Below are 21,980 nucleotides of genomic sequence, written 5' to 3'. Positions count from 1 at the left end.
CCTCCGTTTGTTTTCTTCTACCCATGACCTCCAAAAATCATCACTTCCCAATAGTAATATCAGTTGATTTAACATCATCACCAAAATATGGTGCTAATGTTTTTTTATAATCTTTCTTGAAAAAGTTCGATTTGTTTAACTTCTTAATTTCTTTGTTAGTCCACTTTAAGACACTTTTATTTCCTTTTTGAACGCCTGGTGAAATGTATGATTGTTCACCTAGTTGCTTGATACCTACCTTATAGTCAGGATGATCCTTAACCCAAGCAAACAAATAAGAATTATCATCCGTTATTGCATCCGCACGACCGTCTTTTAATGCAGCAAATTGTTGTGTCTTTGAATCAAATTTCAATAACTTTGCAGACGTATATTCCTTTGTAAAGTATGTTTCTGCCGTTGTACCCTTATTAACAATTAAATTCTTACCCTTCAACTGATTGACTTTAGTAATCAAACTAGTCTTTTTCGAAGCAACACCAATTGATACCTTCATATAAGGTTTAGCAAAACTAATGACCTCTTTACGCTCAGGTGTCACTGTGAAATTAGCAAGAGCTAAATCGACCTTTCCTGAGTTTAAAGCGTCAACTCGTGCATTAGCATTCACTTGAACATATTTTACTTTCACACCAAGATCCTTAGCTATTTTTTTAGCTAATTCAATATCATAACCTTGACGCTTTCCATTCTTATCGACCCAGCCATAAGGCTTTAAATCTCCAAAGACAGCAATTTTAATTTTGCCTGATTTTTTAATTTGCTTGATTGTACGACCCTGTTGTTTGGTTGCTGCGTTAACAATCTTATGCTCAAAATTGAAACCTATGATGCCAAGCGCTAATGTGATCACAATCGCGATTTTTTTTAATCTTTTATTCATACTACTTTCTTCCTATTCACTTTTAAATTTTTGCAAACACTACATCTATTTAAAAAGACATACTTTCCAAAAATTGCTGTGCTCTCAAAGTTTTTGGTTGATCAAAAAACTCTTGACCATCACCAATTTCAACTATTTTTCCTTCTTCTAAAAAAACAACCTGGTCTGCAATTTGTTGTGCAAAATTCATTTCGTGTGTCACAACAACCATAGTGAGTTTACCATCAGCTAATTTTTTTAAAATTTCCAGCACTCCTCTGACCATTTCTGGATCTAATGAAGCGGTAATCTCATCAAACAAAATTAACGACGGTCTCAAAATTAAAGCCCTGACAATTGCGACTCTTTGTTTTTGTCCACCAGAGAGATTTCGAGGATACACATTTTCATATTCTGCCAGGCCAACTTCCTTTAATAGTGCACGTGCGGCTGTTAAAACTTCACTTACTTTTCTCTTTTGTACTTTTACTGGTCCAAGTGTGACATTTTTAATTACGGACATATTTGGAAATAAATCATAACTTTGAAAAACCATGCCAATTTTTCCTCGAATGTCTCGCCAACCATTTTTGGTATGTGCATCAATAACCTGATTAAAAACTTCAATCGCACCTGCTTGAAATGGTTCCAATCCGTTCAGTGTTCTGATAAGTGTAGACTTTCCAGAACCAGATGGACCTAACAACACTGTTACTTTGTTTTTAGGAATTGAAAAGTTAATATTATGTAATACCTGTTTTTTACCATAAAATTTGCTTAATTTGCTAATTTTCACTAAATCATCATTGACCATTAATTTGTTTTCCTTCCACATAGTCAGTTAAATAACCTAATACTGCATTTACTAACCAATATAATAATGCGATAATGCCATAAATTAAGATTGGGATTACGGTGTTTTGGGAATTTGCTTCAATAATTTGTTGCCCCACCGTGATTACGTCTGTAACTGAAATCAAAAGTAGAATAGACGTTGTTTTAATAATGCGCGTACTTAAGTTAATAAAAGGAGATAATGCAATCAAAAGGCCCTGAGGAATTAAAACATACCGAAAAATTTGAAAAGTTGATAAACCAAGGGCCAAGGCACTTTCTTTCTGTTGTCTCGGAACAGATTGAATGGATCCACGTATAATATCTGAAAACTCCGCAGCAAACCACAGCGCAAATACCAAAATGCTGACCTGAACGGCTGGCAAATTTACTCCTAAATCACGAGGTAAAATATAATAAAATAAAAACAATAATGGAATAGTCGGTATAATTCTGAAGATTTCCAAATAGATTTTAAAAACTAATTTTACCCACTTGCCAGACAATGTCCATAATGACCCTAATACAATACCAATCAGTGTTCCTAGAACAATTGAAGTAAAGGATATCACTATTGTCGTCTCTAACCCAACTAGTATTCTTGTGACATTATTTCCGGAAAGTAATATTTTAAACGCTGATTGCCACATGTCTTATTTTCCTTTCCGCTAATGTTAACAAGACTGATAATGGCACCAAAATAGCTGCATAGGCAACAATCATCATTGTTAAATATTCGTCCGTGCGATAATTTTGACCAATTAAATCCAATGTTGTGTTCGTAATTTCAGGTACTGCAATCACTGTAAAAATTGATGTTTCTTTAATTAAAAAAATGATATTAGCCGCTACACCCGGCAGAGAAAACAATAATCCCTGTGGTATTAATACGTACTTGGCTAACTGAAACTTGGATAATCCAATTGCATGACCAGATTCTATTTGTATTTTATCAATTGCTAAAATGCCACCGGTGAATACTTTAGCCATATAAGCACCACCTAGAAATGTTAGGCCTATAATCGCCGTCAGTTCAGCCGGTACTTTTAAACCCAAGGGAGGTAGCCCATAGTAGATAAAGAATAATTGTATTAACAGTGGCGTGTTTAATGCAATACTCCGATATCCATTAGCAAAATGCCTTCCCGGTAATTTAAAGTAATCTACCATTGTGACAATTAACCCAACAACAATTGCACCAATGATTCCAAAGAGAGATAATCTCAATGTCATCAAAAATGCATCTACAAACTGCGGAATCGCTTGTTGTATATAAGTCCACTCCATCTAAATATAAACATCCTTTCTCCAACTAATGACACAATTTACGTCCACTCCATCGAAATATTTATTAACAAATTGTATGGCTCCTTACCAAAGAGATTTTATATCTATGAATACACAATTGTATTCAAAAACTCAAGATAGTGATTCAAAATAATTAATCAAAATATTACCTACTTCGTCACCAATTTCATCGATCACTTCATCAAATGTAACTCCAGCACCATCCGTTGCTTCATCAGATATTACCCTTAGAACCGTGTAAGGCACCTTAAAATGATGAGCAACTTGTGCCACTGCAGCACCTTCCATATCAGAGGCCAATCCGTCCGGAAAATTCTTAACAATATTTTCTCTAATTTTCTTTTCCCCCAAAAATAAGTCTGTTGTTACAATTAGTCCTTGAATTTTTTTTAATCCTTGGTCTACTATACTTTTATATATACCTTGAGACAGCGCTTCATTAGTAACAAAACGGGCGGGCTGTTTGGGAATTTGTCCAATGCTATACCCAAATACAGTTGCATCAGCATCACCATAGACAAGTTCTTTGCCAATGACAACATCATGAACATGCAGATATTTATTCAATGATCCAGCAGAGCCAGCATTGATGATACTGTCAATTTTGAAATTAGACAGCAACAGAGTAGTCGAGATAGCTGCGGCCACTTTACCGATTCCAGCCTCGACGACGACAATATTTTCACGACCAATATATCCAATATGAAATGTTTTATGAGCAATCACAATAGTTTGGCGCTCTGCTAGACGATTAATCAATGTTTTGCCCTCTTCAAACATTGGACTTACAACACCATACATGTATTTCTCCTTTTGATATTTCAGTAAATTATCATATAATATTTCAAAAGAATATTAATCACAATATTGCTATGTTTGGAATCTGCATTATTTAGTCAAATAAGTAACCGGTTTTTGTACTTCAAGCTTTGTACCATCAAACTTATCTCGAATATACTTTTGAACTTTTTTACTATGATATAAACTAATTAATTTCTTAAAATTTTTATTTGACTGATTTTTTTTGGCCGTTGCCAAAATATTAATATTATCTTTCGTAGATTGGTCAATCTTTTCATGATATAACGAATCTTTCAAAACATTGAGCTTACCTTCTAAAGCAACTGTGTTTCCGATAAGTGCAGCAGCAATCGTATTATCTTTAATTACACGAGGGCCAGTTGTATCGTCAATTTCCTTAAACTTAAAGTCATGAGGATTACTTTTAATTTCATTTATTCCTGAAAGACTACCAAAACTACTCTTTAACGTTATAAGGCCTGCTTTCTCTAATAATCGCAATCCACGAGCAGTATTAGCCGCATTATTAGCAATGGCAATTGTTGCCCCATCGGGGATTTCACTGATTTTTTTATATTGACTTGAATAAATACCCATTGGTTCGAGATAGGTTGTCCCTATAACACCTAATTTGTTTTTAGTACTACTTTTATTATAGGCAGCCAAATATGCGTATGATTGGAAGGCGTTTACATCAATTTTTCCTTGAGCAGTTGATGTATTTAGTGATACACCGTCTGTAAAATTTTTTACCTTGATTTTTATACCCTTTTGTTTTGTCTCTGGCAGTTTTGCAATATAATTCCAAATTTGAGCATCAGATCCGATCGATCCAATTGTTATTTCATTTTTATCGTTTCCACTACTTGTCTGATTTCGCACAAGAAAAATGGCAATAAATGCAAAAATTATGACGATAATGAGACTTATCCATTTTTTTGTTTTACTCATTTACTCTCCTCTACAACTGAAAATAATCTCAAATTATTCTTCATCAACAATTTAATTTCAATGAAATCGCATACCACCATCTATCAATATTGATTGTCCAGTGATATATTTTGCTTTGTTCGAAACTAAAAATGATACTAAATCAGCAATCTCGTCAAGTTTAGCCGGTCGACCCAATGCAATTTCATCAATGACACTTTTTCTTTGATCAGTTGGTGTCGTATTTTTGATTTGGGCAGTTCTTTGATCGATATAATCCCTTAATGGCGTCAATACAATACCTGGATCATATGCATTTACCGTAATACCATATTGAGCTAATTCTTTAGCTGCTGATTGTCCTAATCCTCTAATAGCAAATTTTGAGGCTGAATAAGCACCTTGCAAAGCTGAACCTTCCACCGCTGCCAAAGAGGCTGCATTAACTATTCTGCCACCATCGCCCTGCTTGATAAATTGTTTTGCTGCGGCCTGTATTCCCCAAAAAGTACCTTTAAGATTAACATCGAATAATCTTTCCACTTTATCAGGATCACTATCAACAAGATTATTAATATAGGCGATTCCTGCATTGTTAATAAAAACATCTAATCTTCCAAAATCCGCCACCACATTATCAACAAGATTAAAGACTGCTTCACGTTCAGCTACATCTAAAACATAATGTCGAGATACTTGTGGAAAAATAGCATTAAGCCGCTCTGAAACATATTTAGCTGTTACACCATCAATATCGGCTACCGCGACAAAATAATTTTCAGCTGCTAGATGCTCTGCAATCGCTTTTCCAATTCCCCTTCCCGCTCCAGTAATAATTGCCACTTTTTGCGTCATAATTCACCTCATTCTGTTTTTATGTCTCGATATACAATCCGAAATGTATAAAAATCCTTAACCAAATTAATTTCATTACTGATGCGCCCTAAACTAATAACTAATTTCAAGACACACTGGAACTGCATTTAAACAAAAACATGCTTATTCTTTTGAATATACTCACCCGTCAATACTCACTAAGCAGTTTTTAGTTCAGTATTTATATATCGGACTTCGAGTTTTTTAGTCAACCTGACTCAGTGCCTCATCAAGTGCATTAATCAAATCATCTACGTTTTCAATTCCAATAGAAATTCGAATCAAGTCTGGTGTGATGCCTGCAGCAGCCAATTGTTCATCACTTAATTGGGCATGCGTCGTCGACTTTGGATGAATAATCAACGATTTAGCATCACCAACATTTGCTAAAAGTGAAAAAATGTCTAAATTATTAATTAGCGTTTCAGCTCCAGATTCACCAGCCTTTAACCCAAAAGTAAAAATTGATCCTGATCCTTTTTTAAAGTACTTATCAGATAGTGCCTTATAAGGAGAATCGTCTAATTCAGGATAACTAACCCAAGCAACTTTTCATGGTTTTTCAAAAAATTAACTATCTTGCGAGTATTTTCGATGTGGCGTTCAATACGCAACGACAGCGTCTCTAGGCCTTGTAAAAAGTAAAACGCAGATTGAGGGGATAGTGTCGCTCCAGTATCACGTAAATGTTCAGCACGAATTTTAGTAACAAACGCTCCGCCTTTCAAATCTGCCCACACAATTCCATTATAAGAAGGCGTTGGATTGGTAAAATCAGGATAACGGTCAGTTGCAGCATAGTCAAAATCACCCTTTTCTATGACGACACTACCTAATGTTGTGCCATGCCCGCCAATAAACTTAGTAGCAGAATGAACAACAACATCAATACCATAATCAAAAGGTCTAACTAAAAATGGTGTAGCAAATGTTGAATCGACAATAGAAATAATATGGTGTTTTTTAGCAATATTAGCAACCGCTTCGAAATCAATAATGTTGATTTTGGGATTACCTAAACTCTCGAAAAATATGGCCTTAGTATTGGTCTTGATAGCTGTTTCAAAATTTTTAGGATCATCAGGATCGACAAAAGTAACATCAATATCTAATTTTTTCAAAGTCTCAGAGAAAAGTTCTACTGTGCCACCATACAAAGTTGACGCCGCCACAATATGATCACCGGCACCGGCTACATTAAGAATAGCGGCCGTAATAGCAGCTGCTCCCGACGCTAAAGAAATTGCTGCAGTCCCACCTTCCAATGCTGCAATACGTGCTTCAAAGGCTGTATTTGTAGGATTAGTCAACCGACCATAAATATTACCAGCATCTGTCAAAGCAAATCGTCCGGCTGCTTCCTTAGTATTTTTAAAAACGTATGAACTTGTTTGATAAATGGGCACTGCACGTGCTCCAGTAGCAGGATCTGGTTTTTCTTGACCGGCATGAAGTTGTAAGGTTTCAAATGCATATTTTTTATTTAATTCAGTCATGTTTATTTCCTCATATTTTTAATTTTCAACAATAGTGTCGTACCTGATTAAACAATACACATTCGTGTTTTCACCAATCCACAGCCCAGTAGCTGGCTAAGTGCACGAGTGATACTATAAAAGCGTGTTGGCGTTATTTTTTGCATACCACTTCTCCTGAATTTTATGCATTAGATTGAAATAATAATATCGAACCAATAATTATTTACAAAAAAAATCCTGCAATCTAAATAATTAGATTACAGGACGACTAAATAATCGTGTTACCACCTGACATTCATGCACCTGTTAAAAAGCACACCTTAATCTGATCATCAAATTACTTGAGAATCAGTTTCGCGATATCGGGCTCTCCCGAGTAAGACTAATAGATTTTTTGATACAATCACTCATCTTACCATTAACTCCAAGACCATTATTCGTATATTAGCGTTGCTTACTTCCACCAAACGTAAACTCTCTGTGAACGCGCCTATACTACTCATCTTTTCTTCGTTAGATACAATTTACTCTAATCAAATTAGTTTGTCAACATTTTTATGTTATCATTATAACTTTAATTTAATTTAAATCTTATAAATAGACAATATATTAGTATTCCAAATATAAATCACTATTAATTAACAGACTATTTATGCAATGCTGGTTACTAAATAATTAGGTTGTCTCTTTTTAAAAACATTATTATAGATGACAGTGTCATTTGATTATCTAGAGCATAAGTTTAAACATTTCTTTAACATCTTGTCTTCACCATTATTTCACTGTACCTTTGGTGCGCCCTTCCAAACAGCAATTTCTCCGGTGCCATTTTTGTTATCAATATAGTCCGCCACATTATCGGATTGATACGCTTTAACAAATTTTTTGATTGCAACACTATTTTTCTTGCTTTTTGTTGTTGCAATAATATTAATGCCGCCATGTGTACTCTTATTAACTGGCTGTACATATATCGCTGACTTAATGGATCGACCAGATCCGACGATAAAGCTAGGATCAATTGAGGCAACATCTACTTCCGGCAAAGTTCTAACCAATTGATCAGTTGCTAATTCTTTAAATTTCAGATTCTTCTTATTCTCAACGATATCTTTAACCGTGGGATCTTTTACATTACTGGCTATTTTAATCAATCCTGCAGATTGCAATACCAACAAAGATCTGCCTTGAGTGACCTTACTATTAGAAATACCAACCGTTCCATTTTCTGGAATATCTTTAATTGATTTGTGCTTGTCGGAATATAAGCGACCAGCCACTAAAATTGTTTCCCCCACAGGTACAATATTAGACTTATGGCTCTTGTTCCAATCATTCAAAAAGATATAATGCTGAAACGCATTTGCATCAATATCGCCTGATGTTAACGCAGCGTTAGGTTGTGTATAATCAGTGAACGTTTTTATTTTTAAGGTCAATCCTTCTTTTTTGGCATTATTTTTTATAATTTTCCATTGCTTGTCTGTGCGTTTATCGCCTGCCATGATACCAACTGTCAGTGTCTCTTGATCTTTACTTTTGGTCTGTGGACCAAAGCTGGCATAGGCAATACCGGCGATAGCGACGACCGCCACACCACCAACAACCCATTTAATTGTTTTACTCATGATACGTATTTCTCCCTGTTTTCTCTAAATGATAATTCCTGATTTTTAGAATGGCGATGAACGAGCTATTTTTCAATCAAAAAAGCCGCTTCTGTACTTTATAAATACAGAAGCGGCTTACCATAAGCGCGATACCATTCTGAGTTTGGACTATTTGTTACCAAATAGTTGCTCACTAACCATCGGGCATCGGGAAATGATCCTAGCCGAATGGTGTGCCCGTTAACGGGGGCCAAATCGTTGCAAACTAAACAGTAAACCGATTCGTCTGCACCAATCACAGGTCATTTTCACAATCGCACGCACGCTAACTCACATCTCCCGTTAGCTTTCTTGGCTTTGATAAACTGTTACTTTCCTGTTCAATTCGTTTCACTCTAAAAATCGTTATAGATAATACTACATCCCATTCATTCTAATGTCAACCAACAACTTAAATGATCACTGCGTTTTATTCCAAACAAATATTTTAGTAAAAGCTAGTTGGTAAATTTTGCAGTGAATATTCAGAGAAAAGCAATATCATGAACAATCCACAACAACAATTCTTAATGGTGCTTTCGTTGTTGATTTAGGTAAGTATAAAACATGCCCAACTTCTCAATTTACAAGAAGTTGGGCATGTTTATGATTATAAATTTATAAGTAGATATGCCGACGAGAGGATTCGAACCTCCGACCCCAGGTTTACGATACCCGTGCTCTACCAACTGAGCTACGTCGGCATGACTCCGACTGCCGGGCTCGAACCGGCGACAACCTGATTAACAGTCAGGTGCTCTACCAACTGAGCTAAGTCGGAATGACATTTGTTGCTTAACACAACTATTTTATTATGCCATGAACAACCCTTCATGTCAACTATTTATTAGTTGAAAAAAGAAGTAAACCAAGCGGTTTACTTCTCATAAAACTCCGACTGCCGGGCTCGAACCGGCGACAACCTGATTAACAGTCAGGTGCTCTACCAACTGAGCTAAGTCGGAATAACATTGCTGACACAACTTAATAATTATAACTAATTGTGCAGCAATTTGTCAATACTTTTCTCATAAAACGTTCTAATAAATCGAATGATTCATTTATTCTGGACGCATTGTTGGGAACAAAACCACATCACGAATTGTGTCTGAATCAGTCAATAGCATAATCAAACGATCAATACCAACACCCAATCCACCCGTCGGTGGCATACCGTATTCCAAAGCCTCAATAAAGTCTTCATCAATACCCTCGGCCTCATCGTTACCATTTTCACGCTCGGCTGCTTGTGCCTCAAAACGTGCACGTTGATCGATTGGATCATTTAATTCAGTAAAGGCATTGGCGTATTCACCACCCATGATGAACAACTCAAAACGGTCGGTGAAACGTGAATCGTCAGCATTGCGCTTTGCTAGTGGTGAGACTTCAACAGGATGACCATAGACAAACGTTGGCTGAACTAAAGTATCTTCAACAAATTCCTCAAAGAATGCATTGATGATGTGACCAACTGCCCAATACTTTTCGTACTTAACATGATGTTCATCAGCCAATTTTTGTGCCTCTTCGACCGACATATCTTGCCAAAAATCAACACCTGTGCGATCTTTAATCAAGTCAATCATATGTGCACGTTCAAAGTTCTTTGATAAATCAATTTCAGTACCCTGGTACGTGATTTTTAGGTCATCAGAAACAACGCTTGCGGCTGCCTTAAAAATACCTTCGGTTTCATTCATGACATCAGTGAAATCCCAATAAGAGGCATACGATTCCATCGTCGTAAATTCAGGATTATGCTTAGGATCCATCCCTTCATTTCGGAAAATACGTCCAATTTCATAAACACGTTCCATACCACCAACAACCAAGCGCTTCAAATAAAGTTCTGTGGCAATACGCATATACATATCAATGTTCAAAGCGTTGTGATGTGTGATAAATGGACGAGCGGCAGCGCCACCAGCTTCTGTTTGTAGAATTGGTGTCTCCACTTCCAAGAACTCATTTTTGTCCATGTAAGCGCGAATGGCTGATATAATGTGTGACCGTTGCTGGAACTTTTTGAATGATTCCTCATTAGCAATCAAATCCAAATAGCGCTTACGGTAGCGTGTTTCGACATCTGAAATACCATGGAACTTGTCAGGCATTGGACGCAACGCCTTTGATAGGTGTGTCAAATGCGTTGCCAAAACCGTTAATTCGCCGGCTTCCGTCTTCATCATGATACCCTTAATACCAAGAAAATCGCCCAAGTCAGCGCGCTTAATAATTGGGTAATTTTCGCCTAAGTCATCGCGCTTAGCATAAACTTGAATTTTGCCTGACACATCGCGAAAGTCCGCAAAAATAACTTTACCGGCACCACGCTTAGCCACCATACGGCCAGCAATCGTCACCTCATGTTGTCCTGCTTCAAGTTCTTCTAAAGTACTATTATCGTACAAATCATGCAATTCTTGCGCTTTTGCTGAGCGTTCGAATCGTTTGCCAAATGGATCTAAATGTAAATCATCAACAAGAGTCGCTAACTTCTGACGACGGGCTAACATTTGATCATTAAGGGCTTTTTCTTCAGCCATTCGTATAAAATCCTTCCCTGATGAGCGCTTTTTGAACGCACTCCCACTAATTAAATATCATACCAAAAAAACGACATAATCTCAAAATTATGCGTTATTTTCTTCAATTTGTTGCAAAATTTCTTGTAATTCTGTCGCAGTAAAAAAGTAACGTTTACCTGAAAACTTACCAACAACTTCTGCACCATCATCTTCATCAATCATGGCTTTTATTTCTGCTGCCGGTAACGTAGCTAACATCTTAGCGTAGGCTGATTTTGGTGGCTCTGCTGCTAAACCAACACCGGCTGTTTGCAAAATATTAACTTCACCTTTTCCAAATATTTCTTCTAAAATGTTTAGCGGTGTGTACCCATCTGACAGCATATCAGACAGCGGCCGCATGTTAGCCAGTCCTTTTTCAAGCTGATCAATAGACGCATCGCTGGCGTCTGGTAATGCTTGTACTAAAAAGCCACCCGCCACACCAACAGTATCATCTTCGTTCATGTAAACCGAAACACCAATTGCTGATGGAATCTGTTCAGACTGTGCCAAATAGTAGGTAAAATCATCACCAATTTCACCACTCACCAGTTGACTCTGTCCAATATACGGATTGGCGTATGGTGCAAATTTGGTAACTTGCAAAACACCATTGTGCCCGACCGCTTGGGCAACATCCAATTGTCCAGAATCAGTTACAATCGCATCCAGTTGCGGATTAGTCACATACCCACGTACACTACCTTTAGCGTCAGCTTCTACCACAACATTGCCAATTGGACCACGTCCATTGAGCTGAATTGAGAGACGTTCTTCTCCTTTTAAAACAGCCTGCGCCATCAACGTCGACGCTAATAAACCACGTCCCAAAACAACGGAAGCAATACGCGTTGTATTATGAGTTTGTGCTGCTTCTCGGACCAAATTTGTCCCATTTACAGCAAATGCACGAAAATCGTTATTTTTTGTAATTGCCTTAATAAACTGATCAGCCATTTAATTATTTTCCTTAACTTCAAATAAAAAAGTCGACCCAACGGTCAACTTCTATTTTACTAATTTTTATCATGATTGTCATCAGCAGGTGCATCATCAGGTACTTCAACAACTTCTGAATCGGAGGTTGTATCATCATCTTTTGACTCACTGTCTGGATGTTCATACTTTTCTTCAGCTTGAGAATCCTTAGCATCAGCAGCAGCTTTGGCTTCTTCAAACGACTTAGCCGTTGCCAATTGATCATCATCTTGGACATCTTTACGCGTAAATTCACCCGTTTCATAAATGTCTTTAATTTGTCTTTCGTCCAACGTTTCAACTTCAAGCAACGCTTCAGCAATAGCAGTTAGCTTATCTTTATGCTCTTGCAAAATTGTTAACGCATCGTTGAAAGCCTCTTGCGCCAAACGACGAACTTCTTCATCAATCAGACGCGCTGTTTCTTCAGAATAAGCGCGATTACCACCTTGATCAGCATAACCAACACTGGCATTACCTTCAAGTTGTACCATACCTAACTTATCTGACATACCAAAAGCGGTTACCATTTGACGTGCCAATCCTGTTGCTTGCTGGAAATCGTTGGAAGCCCCCGAACTTGCTTCATTAAACATGAAGATTTCGGCAGCACGTCCACCCATCAAACCAGCTAATTGTTCCTTCGCTTCAGAATACTTCAAATTATAACGATCATTTTTCGGCGTCATTAGGGCATAACCACCAATGCGGCCACGTGGCACGATTGTTACCTTACGAACAACTGAAGCTTCTGAACGGACCAACCCAACCAACGCATGCCCCGCTTCGTGATAAGCGGTTGTACGTCGTTCTGATTCTGACATACCACGATTTGTTTTCGCTGGACCTTGGAAAATACGATCTTCCGCTTCATCAATATCAGCAGCGTCAACCTTTTTCTTATTGCGACGAGCTGCTAACAACGCTGCTTCGTTCAACAAGTTTTCTAAGTCGGCACCAACATATCCCGGTGTCTGTTGCGCAATCGCTTTCAAATCAACGTTGTCAGCCAATGGCTTATTTTTGGCGTGAACATTCAAAATTGCTTCACGGCCTTTAACATCTGGTGCGCCAACCAAAATCTTACGATCAAATCGGCCAGAACGAAGCAAAGCCGGATCCAATACATCTGAACGGTTGGTAGAGGCCAAAATAATTACACCTTCTGAACCTTCAAACCCATCCATTTCAATCAAAATTTGGTTCAAAGTTTGTTCACGTTCATCGTTACCGCCACCCATTCCAGTACCACGGCGACGACCAACAGCATCAATTTCATCAATGAAAATAATTGCTGGGGCTGACTTCTTAGCGTTTTCAAACAAGTCACGAACACGTGAAGCACCAACACCAACAAACATTTCCACGAAGTCTGAACCAGACATTGAGAAGAATGGCACACTGGCTTCACCAGCAACAGCCTTAGCAAGTAATGTTTTACCAGTTCCCGGAGGTCCTTCCAAAAGAACACCCTTTGGTATACGAGCACCTAAACTCACGAATTTCTTTGGTGATTTCAAGAATTCAACAACTTCAACCAGTTCTTGCTTTTCTTCTTCTGCACCAGCGACATCGGCAAAGCGAACTTTATTGTCTTTGGGATCTGATGGCTTGGCTTTTGACTTGCCAAAGCTCATCATACCACCTTGACCACCTTTACCGCCACCAGCTTGATTCATCATGACATAGAAGACAGCCACAATTAGCAACACTGGAATAAGTGATACCAACAAGTTTAACCAGAAACCAGAATTTTCAGCCTGCTTTGTAACTAATTCTGTCTTCGTCTTAGTTGCAGCTTGCGTAACTTCCTTTAGTGAAGCGTCGTTAGGCAGCAAAGTTGACGTGAATTTTGTCACCTTTTGAGTTGGCTGTAAGAAGCTAATACCGCTATCTTTAGAAGCTGTTTGTGCTTTTTTATAAGTACCAGTAATATTATAAATGCTGTTACCGGGTTGCACTGTAATCGATTTGATTTCTTTGTCATTCAGCGCCTTAATAAATTCACTTGATGTTAAGGTTTTAGTTGTTGACTTGTCGTTACCGAACAAGCCATAAAACATGCCAACAACAACAAGGAAGATAAAGACGTAGAAAATGCTATTTCGAAAGAAACCGCCTTTGTTATTTTTCATTGTAATTCCTCAATTTCTATTTGGTGTAAACTTCTTTTTTCAAAATACCAACGTACGGTAAGTTTCGATAAAAGTCTTTGTAATCTAGACCATATCCGACAACAAACTGATTACGGACATCAAAGCCAATATAATCAGCCGTTACTTCAACTTTACGCCCCTCTTTTTTGTCCAATAGGGTTGCAACTTTAATTGATCGTGCGCCTCGTTTAGCAAGTAAGTCTTTCATAAACAGCAATGATTGACCAGTATCGACAATATCTTCTAAAATAATCACATCACGATTCTGAACATCTGACCTAATGTCTGTCACCAATGTAATCTCATCAGTACTTGCAACACCGCCATGATAACTAGAAATTTTAATAAATTCTAATTCTGCGTATAAATCAACCTCACGGATCAAATCAGCCGTCCAGAGGTAAGCACCTTTCAACACTGACAAGAACAAGGGACGCTCGCCCGCGTAGTCTTCAGTAATTTGCTTACCTAGACGCTGCGCTGCTTGCTGAATGCTTGCCTGATCATACAAGACTTCTTCTATATCGTTATCCACTTATGTTTCCTCAATTCGCCATACAAGCCAATTTGGCTGCGTATTTTGTTTAACAGTATATTCTGCACTGACACGCCATTCATTGTTGCGTAACCGCACTGCGACAATATCATCATTCATCGTTGTAAGCACTAACATTGCTTCCCGTTCTTGTAACGTTAGTTTTTCATCAATTGCTAGTCGTCTCAACTTTTTATGGCCGTTTATGAGAGCAATTTTATCACTAGAGTTAGCTGAACGCAAGCAAATCACTGCCTTTTTTGCGGCCATTGAAAATGCAATAGCGGAATCTTGATGAATTGGCTCTTGATCAGTCCATAACCATGACTGATTTGCCAAAAAATACCGTTGATTCAATTTTAACATAACTGGCGACAAAACTTGGCCCCTATTTTGCTCTTTTTGTAGTCCAAGTTGGTCATAGCTCTTGACAAGTTGCACACCTTGATTCAAAGCGATACTGCCATTTGGTTTTGAATCGTTATTAAGCAGCTGAAGCGCTTCCATAATTTGGTTCTCTTTAATATTAAATATTTGGTGTGATTGCAACCAATATTTTAATGTGGGCGCCTGCCATGCCTGTGGAATCGTATGCCAAGACACGATATTTTGTGCATAAATGGCAGCTTGTTCGTCAATTAGTCGTTCTTGATTTTGAATTTGTTGCGCCATATCATTAATATGTCGCACAGCTTGCGCATTAATGGTTGTGAGTTTTGGCAGCACATCATTTCGCAATAAGTTTCTCGGCGTGTAATTGGGATCCGAGTTGGTACCATCTTCTCGCCATTTCAACTGATTGCGATTGGCATAAGCAACTAATTCTTGTTTTGTCAACGCCAAAAAAGGCCGAATAATGTGATTAGTTTTTGCCATCATGCCCGACATTTGACGCAATTGGCCGCCCCTGATCATTTTTAATAAAACTGTTTCTGCTTGATCATTAGCATGATGCGCCACTACGATTGTGTCTGTTTGATACTGCTTTGCTAACGTATTAAAAAAATCATAGCGAAAAATTCGAGCTTCTTTTTCAACCGCATGATCAGGTATCGTTTGCCAGTCACGTTGTTCAAAAATGACATTCATTTTTTGGGCTAGTTTAGCCACAAAGGACGCGTCCTCATTGCTCTCTGAACGCAAATGATAGTTGACGTGGGCAACGACAATACGGATTGGCATTTGCGCTAGTGCGTGGAGTAAAACAACAGAGTCCACCCCACCAGAAACAGCAACAATAACCGTTGATGGCCACGAATTTTGTTTAATTGCTTGTTTAACTTTTTCCATTGTTATGAAAAAGGCACCCCTTCGGGTGCTTCTCCTAGTTATTATCTGCAGGTAGGTTGTAAATGATTTCGCCGGGCTTTGAGTAACCATATTTATCGCGTAATAATTGTTGCAAATAAGTGGGGTTTTTGAGGCGCTTAACATTTGTTGCTAACTGCTTATTTGTTTTTTGAACGTGTTCCAAACGATCTTGCGTCTTAGTCAGCTTCTGATTAGCCGCATGTAGTTTCACCTGACCAATCAATAATTGCACAGCAAAAATAGTCGCCACTAACGCGCCAATTAACAAAATGTTTTTTTCGCGACGCGCGTGAGCTTTACGATAATGCTTAGCTGCCTGTGCATTAGCCAATTCAGAATTATGAATTTCACGTGCAATTGCTGAATTAAGTGGCGTAATATTTGATTGTTTTTTTTGTCTATAAACCGCCATGTGAATTTTACCTATTACAAGTGTCGCACGTTCTTTAACACTTTTCAACAATCTTTAGACTTGTTTAATAATTTTGCTTACTTTTCGTCACCGATTTCTCGAAAATCTTGCGCATACGTTTCACGCAAAACCTCATACATGTCAGCAGATTCTTCTTTTTTGGTCGTTTCTACAATTTTCACCACTTTAACCGTCACTGTTTTGTTACCAAAACGAATTTCGAGCTCATCATTAGTGGCGACATCAGTTGAAGATTTTGCTACTTTACCATTAATTGAAATCCGACCTTGATCAGCGATTTCTTTTGCAACGGTGCGTCGCTTAATTAAACGAGAAATTTTAAGGTATTTATCTAATCGCATAAGTTACTCCTTTTCATGCTCACTTTGTTCTTTTTCAATCACTACTAATAAGAAGTCACGCAAAATATTGAGCCATATACTGCTTTCAGCAACATCATTAACGGTCAATATCACCTGCAAGTCACCAGATTCTGTGCGTACGGCTGCCTTTAGTGGCACGTCGATAAGCGCTTCAAAAATTGTCTCACCTGACAATTTTGTCGTGGCTTGTGCATTAAATGTGATGGCTAACTGCTTACGTTGACGCCGTATATTGATGATTTGCGCTTGATCAGCCAATTGCTTAATACGACCAACCAACAATAACCTAGCCACTTCATCGGGCATTTCACCAAATCGGTCCAACATGTCAGCTTCAATATCTTCAAACACATCGTCTGTTTTTGCTTGCCGTACTCGTGTATAAAGTTCAATTTTTTGTGCATTATCACTGACATAATCATCGGGTAGATAAGCTAACACTCCTAAAATCAGCTCGGCATCTGTTTCTGGTTGATCTGAAGTAATGACTTGTCCTTGTTTTTGCGCAACTGTGTCTTTCAACATCTGCGTATACATATCATAACCCACAGAGTCAATAAAGCCATGTTGTTGCTTACCTAATAAATCACCCGCACCGCGTATGCTCAAATCACGCATTGCAATTTTAAAACCAGAGCCCAATTCAGTAAAATCACGAATCGCTTCTAGTCGCTTTTCAGCCTCTTCGGACGGTGTTCGGGTAAATGGATAAGTGAAGTATGCATAAGCTAGTCGTGTTGATCGTCCCACACGGCCACGCAATTGATACAATTGCGACAATCCCATGTGGTCAGCATTTTCCACAATTAAAGTGTTGGCGTTTGGAATATCAACACCAGTTTCGATGATGGTTGTTGTCACCAAAACATCATATTCGCCATTCAAGAAATCATATAGAATACTTTCTAATTGTGTCTCAGACATTTGACCATGAATCGCCGCCACTCTAGCACTTGGCACAAGATCTTCAATTTGGCTCACAACACGATCTAAATCCATCACGCGATTGTGCAAATAGAAGACTTGTCCATCACGAGCAATTTCTTTTTCAATGGCATCACGTACCACTGTCCAATCAGCTTCCATGACATAAGTCTGAATGGGGTAACGGTTAGCTGGTGGTGTCTCAATGACTGACAAATCACGTGCCCCAACCATTGCCATATTCAATGTTCGAGGAATCGGCGTCGCTGTTAATGTTAACACATCAACGCTAGTACGCAACTGCTTGAGGCGTTCTTTATGCTTGACGCCAAAACGTTGTTCTTCATCAATAATCAACAACCCTAAGTCAGAAAAGTTAACATCCTGACTTAGTAAACGATGCGTGCCAACTACAACGTCTAATTCATGCGCTTTAAGCTGGCTAATCACCGCTTTGTTTTGAGATGGCGTCTGAAAACGACTCAGTACGCCAATTCTAATTTCGGGAAAATCGTCAAACCGCGCTTTCATTGTTTCATAATGTTGCTGTACCAAAATCGTTGTTGGTGCTAAAAAGGCAACTTGTTTGCCAGCATGAGCCGCTTTAAACACCGCCCGCAAGGCAACTTCTGTCTTACCAAAGCCGACATCTCCGACCAATAAGCGATCCATTGGTCTGATTTTTTGCATATCAGCTTTAATTTCTTCGATACTGCGAATTTGGTCTGGGGTTTCAGGATAGCGAAAGGCTGTATCAAACTTCAATTGCGCCGTATCGTCTGGTGGGAAAGCAAATCCTTGTTGCGCTTCGCGCTTGGCATATAATTCAAGCAAATCGTCCGCAATATCTTCTATTTTTGCCGCAACTTGTCGTTTGGTTTTAGCCCATTCACTACCACCTAACTTATTCAGCTTTGGTGCCTTAGCGGCATCCGACGCGCCAATATATTTTTGAATTAAATTTAGTTGCGTAACTGGAATGAAAATCTTAGCGTTTTGTTGATAAGCAACTGATAGATAATCTTGCTTGCCACCATCTGCTTCAATGGTTTGAAGACCTTCGTAACGTCCAATACCATGATTAATGTGAACGACATAATCACCAACGTTCAACTCATTATACGATTTTAAACGCTCTGCGTTAGCAATTTTTCTTTGACGTGGTGCTGTTTTGTGTGTTTGTGTAAATAATTCTCGCTGCGTGAATACTGTCAAATGCAACTGTGGCCACTCAAATCCCGCTGTCAGGCCCCCAGACATAATCTGAACTTGATTAGGTAAGACTTCAGTTGTTTCAGTAATTGGTATTTTGAAATCAACAAGCGAAGACGCAAAATCATGGCGCTGCTTGGCATCATCAATCATCAAAATGACTGTCGTGCCAGCTTCTTGTGCGTATGTTAAATCATTCTTGAGGGCGTTGATTTGGCCATAATATTGGTTCGCTGGTCGCGTTGTTATTTCAACCATTGCATCAAATTTAATACGATTCAAACCACGTTGAAAGTTGGCCAAATATAAAGTTGTGCGCTGATTATGCGCAATTTGGTCAGCAATGTCAACACGCCACGTTTGGTGTGGCAATAATTGAAAGCTTTCAATTTGTTTATCAATCCACTCTTGGTCACGACTTAATTGCTGTAATCTTGTTTCGGTGAGACGTGTATACTCATCAATCACTATCAAGGCGTCATCATGAAAATAATCCAATAAAGTTGTTTGCCCATTAAAAAAATACTGCATATAAGGCAACAATTCTGGTCCACGTTCATGAGCGTTTAGAACGTGTTGTGTTAAAGCAAAACCGTCAGTAGCATGTTTTTTATCAGCCCCATTTAGGCGGGTACGATTATCACTAAAAGCCGTTTCAATTGCTAATTTGGCCTGGTCATATTGTGACTCTGACACAACAAAGTCAGTTGCTGGATCAATTGTTACCGCTTCTAAACTATCAATGCTTTTTTGGCTTGTAACATCAAAATATTTTAATTGATCTAATTCGTCATCAAAAAAATCCAAACGAATCGGATTGTTGGCTGTTAACGGATAAATGTCAATGATTGAGCCACGTTGCGCAAACTCACCGGGTGTTTGTACGAGCTTGACTGGTGAATAACCCATCATCATCAACGTGTTCTTGATCTCTGAAAATTCATAGGTCTCACCAACGCGAATCGTCAAGCGAGCAGCTGCCACGGTTGCCATATCAGGTAGTAGACGCTCTGCACCCGCTAAATTAGTCACAACAATCATAGGTTGACCAGTCACGAGCGCCATAAGTGTTTGTAAACGCTGCAAGCGTAATTCTGGCGAACTAATCGCCATCTCTGTTGCCACTGATTCTTCTGCTGGAAACTGGTATACATCCTCAACTAACGCAGCAACATCAAAATAAAGTTGCTCGGCATGCGTTTGTGTGTCGGCAATGACCAACACTTGTCGAGGATTAGCATTAAAAATAGCGGCAATGCTTGCTGCTTTTACTGTTCCATTCACGCCTAAAAGCAACTGTGTTGCGGCACCAGTTGCTTGTTTGACAATTGTTTGAATTGTATCTGTTTGACTTAAATATTTAACTAAACTCATTTACCCGTTATATTGATTGCTTAACTCTGCTATCGTTGCCCCGTTGACCCAATCAGAAATGGCCTGCGTGCTGCGTGCAAGCATTGTCTCGACGATTTCTGACTCTGCTTTTGAAAAATGTCCCAAAACATAATTGATGACCACTTGTTTTTCATGTTCTGGATGCCCTAACCCAAATTTTAAACGTAAAAATGTTTGTGAATCCGTGTGCGCCATAATACTTTTGAGCCCATTGTGACCACCAGCTGATCCTTTGGCACGAAAACGCAGTTTGCCAAATGGCATATCCATGTCATCAGCTAAAACCATGATATCGGTGACATCACCATCATAGTAATCTAAAATTGCCCGAACGGCTTTACCTGAATCATTCATATAAGTAGTTGGCTTAACCAGCATGACCGGCACACCATCAACTTGAATTTTAGCGGTCAATGCAAACTGTTTTGTTGGTGTAAAAGTTGCATTGTGAGCAGCCGCAAAAGCATCAATTGCCATGAACCCAATGTTATGACGCGTCTGATCGTACTTTTCACCAATGTTTCCTAACCCAAAAATAAATTTCATAATGACCATTTCTTTCTATAATTTCACTTCTTCCAGTATACCACGCGCGCAGAGCGATTTTATGTTATCATATTGTATGGCGGTTTCATGATAAAAAAATTAGATTAGGACACGAATATGTTTCAAAAATCTTTAGTAATCCCTAAATCACAATTGACCACTGTGACCGAAAATACGACAATTCAAGAAGTTTATGATATTTTCGATAATCCAGACAATGCTCACACACGCACCATGCCAATATTAGATGAGTCTGGACGCCTTTTTCGTGGGAACATTTATAAACAACACGTCTTTGAACACATTGCCAAAGGCGGTGATATGAGTTTGCCAGCAACGGCTATTATGCGCAACTCAACCAAGTTTATTTACACAACCAGTAAATTTTACGAAGTTTTTTTTGCCATTCGCGATTTACCTTTTATCGCTGTTTTAGATGAAAATCATCAATTTTATGGCATTTTCACACATGATGCTTTAATGGATTTGTTATCACAAAGTTGGTCTGTTCGTTCTGGCGGTGTTGCTATCGCTGTGGCAACGCATAATGAGCAAGGCGACTTGAGTAAAATATCAAAGATTATCACACGTTACTCAGACGTCGAATCTTTATTGACGATTCGCTCTGAAGGTGAACCGTTGACTGTACTTTTCACATTACCATTACAAGCAGAAAGTGAACAGTTAGCCAAGCTTATCAAACATTTAGAGAAAAAACAATACACTGTTGATAGTGTCGAAAATTTAAATCGTTTTAAATAAAAAATCTGTGAGATACAATGTGGTCTAAAAAGTTAAAACAACTTTTTAGGCCACA

The 21,980-nt window shown here is 38.4% G+C and carries 18 protein-coding genes, 3 tRNA genes, 1 pseudogene and 1 other annotated feature; of the genes and pseudogenes, 1 reads left to right on the top strand and 21 read right to left on the bottom strand.

The window, feature by feature from the left end:
- Positions 1 to 40: 40 nt before the first annotated feature.
- From ACI3ES_RS02065 to pth, 21 genes and pseudogenes are all read right to left on the bottom strand, one after another.
- Entirely contained in the window at positions 41 to 883 is an 843-nt protein-coding gene (locus ACI3ES_RS02065; protein WP_142511298.1) for a cysteine ABC transporter substrate-binding protein, read from the bottom strand.
- Between the two features lie 49 nt (positions 884 to 932).
- Positions 933 to 1,676: an amino acid ABC transporter ATP-binding protein gene (locus ACI3ES_RS02060; RefSeq protein WP_142511299.1), complete on the bottom strand. Its 744-nt coding sequence runs from the start codon at positions 1,674 to 1,676 to the stop codon at positions 933 to 935.
- Complete coding sequence (locus tag ACI3ES_RS02055; protein WP_317212069.1) at positions 1,666 to 2,346, bottom strand: amino acid ABC transporter permease; 681 nt, start codon at positions 2,344 to 2,346, stop codon at positions 1,666 to 1,668. The genes ACI3ES_RS02060 and ACI3ES_RS02055 overlap by 11 nt, the downstream gene beginning before the upstream one ends.
- Positions 2,327 to 2,983, bottom strand: a complete 657-nt coding sequence (locus tag ACI3ES_RS02050; protein ID WP_142511301.1) for an amino acid ABC transporter permease — start codon at positions 2,981 to 2,983, stop codon at positions 2,327 to 2,329. Before ACI3ES_RS02050 ends, ACI3ES_RS02055 begins: the two co-directional genes overlap by 20 nt.
- Positions 2,984 to 3,115: 132 nt before the next feature.
- Positions 3,116 to 3,805 (bottom strand): 5'-methylthioadenosine/adenosylhomocysteine nucleosidase, encoded by a 690-nt coding sequence (locus ACI3ES_RS02045; RefSeq protein WP_142511302.1) that lies wholly within the window; start codon positions 3,803 to 3,805, stop codon positions 3,116 to 3,118.
- An 87-nt stretch (positions 3,806 to 3,892) separates the two neighbouring features.
- A complete protein-coding gene (locus ACI3ES_RS02040; protein ID WP_142511303.1) occupies positions 3,893 to 4,756 on the bottom strand; it encodes a MetQ/NlpA family ABC transporter substrate-binding protein in 864 nt (287 codons plus the stop codon).
- 57 nt (positions 4,757 to 4,813) lie between these two features.
- On the bottom strand, positions 4,814 to 5,590 hold the full coding sequence (locus ACI3ES_RS02035) for an acetoin reductase (protein ID WP_114667205.1): 777 nt from the start codon (positions 5,588 to 5,590) through the stop codon (positions 4,814 to 4,816).
- 225 nt (positions 5,591 to 5,815) lie between these two features.
- Positions 5,816 to 7,107, bottom strand: a pseudogene (locus ACI3ES_RS02030) (O-acetylhomoserine aminocarboxypropyltransferase/cysteine synthase family protein).
- A gap of 239 nt (positions 7,108 to 7,346) precedes the next feature.
- Positions 7,347 to 7,609, bottom strand: a binding site (T-box leader).
- Positions 7,610 to 7,868: 259 nt separating this feature from the next.
- Positions 7,869 to 8,717 carry a MetQ/NlpA family ABC transporter substrate-binding protein gene (locus tag ACI3ES_RS02025; RefSeq protein WP_407632011.1) on the bottom strand — a complete coding sequence of 283 codons (849 nt, stop codon included), beginning with the start codon at positions 8,715 to 8,717 and terminating at the stop codon, positions 7,869 to 7,871.
- Between the two features lie 652 nt (positions 8,718 to 9,369).
- A tRNA-Thr gene (locus ACI3ES_RS02020) sits at positions 9,370 to 9,442 on the bottom strand.
- Positions 9,443 to 9,446: 4 nt separating this feature from the next.
- A tRNA-Asn gene (locus tag ACI3ES_RS02015) sits at positions 9,447 to 9,519 on the bottom strand.
- A gap of 111 nt (positions 9,520 to 9,630) precedes the next feature.
- A tRNA-Asn gene (locus ACI3ES_RS02010) sits at positions 9,631 to 9,703 on the bottom strand.
- Positions 9,704 to 9,799: 96 nt separating this feature from the next.
- Positions 9,800 to 11,287, bottom strand: a complete 1,488-nt coding sequence (gene lysS / locus ACI3ES_RS02005) for a lysine--tRNA ligase (protein WP_114667202.1) — start codon at positions 11,285 to 11,287, stop codon at positions 9,800 to 9,802.
- Between the two features lie 87 nt (positions 11,288 to 11,374).
- Positions 11,375 to 12,268 (bottom strand): Hsp33 family molecular chaperone HslO, encoded by an 894-nt coding sequence (gene hslO, locus ACI3ES_RS02000; protein WP_114667201.1) that lies wholly within the window; start codon positions 12,266 to 12,268, stop codon positions 11,375 to 11,377.
- A 59-nt stretch (positions 12,269 to 12,327) separates the two neighbouring features.
- Positions 12,328 to 14,424, bottom strand: a complete 2,097-nt coding sequence (gene ftsH, locus ACI3ES_RS01995) for an ATP-dependent zinc metalloprotease FtsH (protein ID WP_004915043.1) — start codon at positions 14,422 to 14,424, stop codon at positions 12,328 to 12,330.
- 16 nt (positions 14,425 to 14,440) lie between these two features.
- Positions 14,441 to 14,980, bottom strand: coding sequence for a hypoxanthine phosphoribosyltransferase (gene hpt, locus ACI3ES_RS01990; protein WP_004915044.1), 540 nt, complete (start codon positions 14,978 to 14,980; stop codon positions 14,441 to 14,443).
- Positions 14,981 to 16,270, bottom strand: a complete 1,290-nt coding sequence (tilS, locus tag ACI3ES_RS01985; RefSeq protein WP_114667200.1) for a tRNA lysidine(34) synthetase TilS — start codon at positions 16,268 to 16,270, stop codon at positions 14,981 to 14,983. It lies immediately after the preceding gene.
- A gap of 34 nt (positions 16,271 to 16,304) precedes the next feature.
- Positions 16,305 to 16,703 (bottom strand): septum formation initiator family protein, encoded by a 399-nt coding sequence (locus ACI3ES_RS01980; RefSeq protein WP_114667199.1) that lies wholly within the window; start codon positions 16,701 to 16,703, stop codon positions 16,305 to 16,307.
- Between the two features lie 77 nt (positions 16,704 to 16,780).
- Positions 16,781 to 17,065: an RNA-binding S4 domain-containing protein gene (locus tag ACI3ES_RS01975; RefSeq protein ID WP_004915051.1), complete on the bottom strand. Its 285-nt coding sequence runs from the start codon at positions 17,063 to 17,065 to the stop codon at positions 16,781 to 16,783.
- A 3-nt stretch (positions 17,066 to 17,068) separates the two neighbouring features.
- Positions 17,069 to 20,596, bottom strand: coding sequence for a transcription-repair coupling factor (mfd, locus tag ACI3ES_RS01970; RefSeq protein ID WP_114667198.1), 3,528 nt, complete (start codon positions 20,594 to 20,596; stop codon positions 17,069 to 17,071).
- Complete coding sequence (gene pth, locus ACI3ES_RS01965) at positions 20,597 to 21,163, bottom strand: aminoacyl-tRNA hydrolase (protein ID WP_114667197.1); 567 nt, start codon at positions 21,161 to 21,163, stop codon at positions 20,597 to 20,599.
- A 117-nt stretch (positions 21,164 to 21,280) separates the two neighbouring features.
- On the opposite strand from pth, the gene cbpA reads away from it, so the two are divergent.
- On the top strand, positions 21,281 to 21,925 hold the full coding sequence (cbpA, locus tag ACI3ES_RS01960) for a cyclic di-AMP binding protein CbpA (protein WP_317212082.1): 645 nt from the start codon (positions 21,281 to 21,283) through the stop codon (positions 21,923 to 21,925).
- Positions 21,926 to 21,980 lie beyond the last annotated feature (55 nt).

The sequence above is a fragment of the Leuconostoc falkenbergense genome (assembly GCF_045801155.1).
Classification (GTDB): Bacteria; Bacillota; Bacilli; order Lactobacillales; family Lactobacillaceae; genus Leuconostoc; species Leuconostoc falkenbergense.
This window is presented reverse-complemented; position numbering and strand designations above follow the sequence as displayed.

What these genes read in the sequence shown, in the direction of transcription:
- ACI3ES_RS02065 (WP_142511298.1), bottom strand. Translation starts at nt 883, where the DNA reads ATGAATAAAAGATTAAAAAAAATCGCGATTGTGATCACATTAGCGCTT.
- ACI3ES_RS02060 (WP_142511299.1), bottom strand. Translation starts at nt 1,676, where the DNA reads ATGGTCAATGATGATTTAGTGAAAATTAGCAAATTAAGCAAATTTTAT.
- ACI3ES_RS02055 (WP_317212069.1), bottom strand. Translation starts at nt 2,346, where the DNA reads ATGTGGCAATCAGCGTTTAAAATATTACTTTCCGGAAATAATGTCACA.
- ACI3ES_RS02050 (WP_142511301.1), bottom strand. Translation starts at nt 2,983, where the DNA reads ATGGAGTGGACTTATATACAACAAGCGATTCCGCAGTTTGTAGATGCA.
- ACI3ES_RS02045 (WP_142511302.1), bottom strand. Translation starts at nt 3,805, where the DNA reads ATGTATGGTGTTGTAAGTCCAATGTTTGAAGAGGGCAAAACATTGATT.
- ACI3ES_RS02040 (WP_142511303.1), bottom strand. Translation starts at nt 4,756, where the DNA reads ATGAGTAAAACAAAAAAATGGATAAGTCTCATTATCGTCATAATTTTT.
- ACI3ES_RS02035 (WP_114667205.1), bottom strand. Translation starts at nt 5,590, where the DNA reads ATGACGCAAAAAGTGGCAATTATTACTGGAGCGGGAAGGGGAATTGGA.
- ACI3ES_RS02025 (WP_407632011.1), bottom strand. Translation starts at nt 8,717, where the DNA reads ATGAGTAAAACAATTAAATGGGTTGTTGGTGGTGTGGCGGTCGTCGCT.
- lysS (WP_114667202.1), bottom strand. Translation starts at nt 11,287, where the DNA reads ATGGCTGAAGAAAAAGCCCTTAATGATCAAATGTTAGCCCGTCGTCAG.
- hslO (WP_114667201.1), bottom strand. Translation starts at nt 12,268, where the DNA reads ATGGCTGATCAGTTTATTAAGGCAATTACAAAAAATAACGATTTTCGT.
- ftsH (WP_004915043.1), bottom strand. Translation starts at nt 14,424, where the DNA reads ATGAAAAATAACAAAGGCGGTTTCTTTCGAAATAGCATTTTCTACGTC.
- tilS (WP_114667200.1), bottom strand. Translation starts at nt 16,270, where the DNA reads ATGGAAAAAGTTAAACAAGCAATTAAACAAAATTCGTGGCCATCAACG.
- ACI3ES_RS01980 (WP_114667199.1), bottom strand. Translation starts at nt 16,703, where the DNA reads ATGGCGGTTTATAGACAAAAAAAACAATCAAATATTACGCCACTTAAT.
- ACI3ES_RS01975 (WP_004915051.1), bottom strand. Translation starts at nt 17,065, where the DNA reads ATGCGATTAGATAAATACCTTAAAATTTCTCGTTTAATTAAGCGACGC.
- mfd (WP_114667198.1), bottom strand. Translation starts at nt 20,596, where the DNA reads ATGAGTTTAGTTAAATATTTAAGTCAAACAGATACAATTCAAACAATT.
- pth (WP_114667197.1), bottom strand. Translation starts at nt 21,163, where the DNA reads ATGAAATTTATTTTTGGGTTAGGAAACATTGGTGAAAAGTACGATCAG.
- cbpA (WP_317212082.1), top strand. Translation starts at nt 21,281, where the DNA reads ATGTTTCAAAAATCTTTAGTAATCCCTAAATCACAATTGACCACTGTG.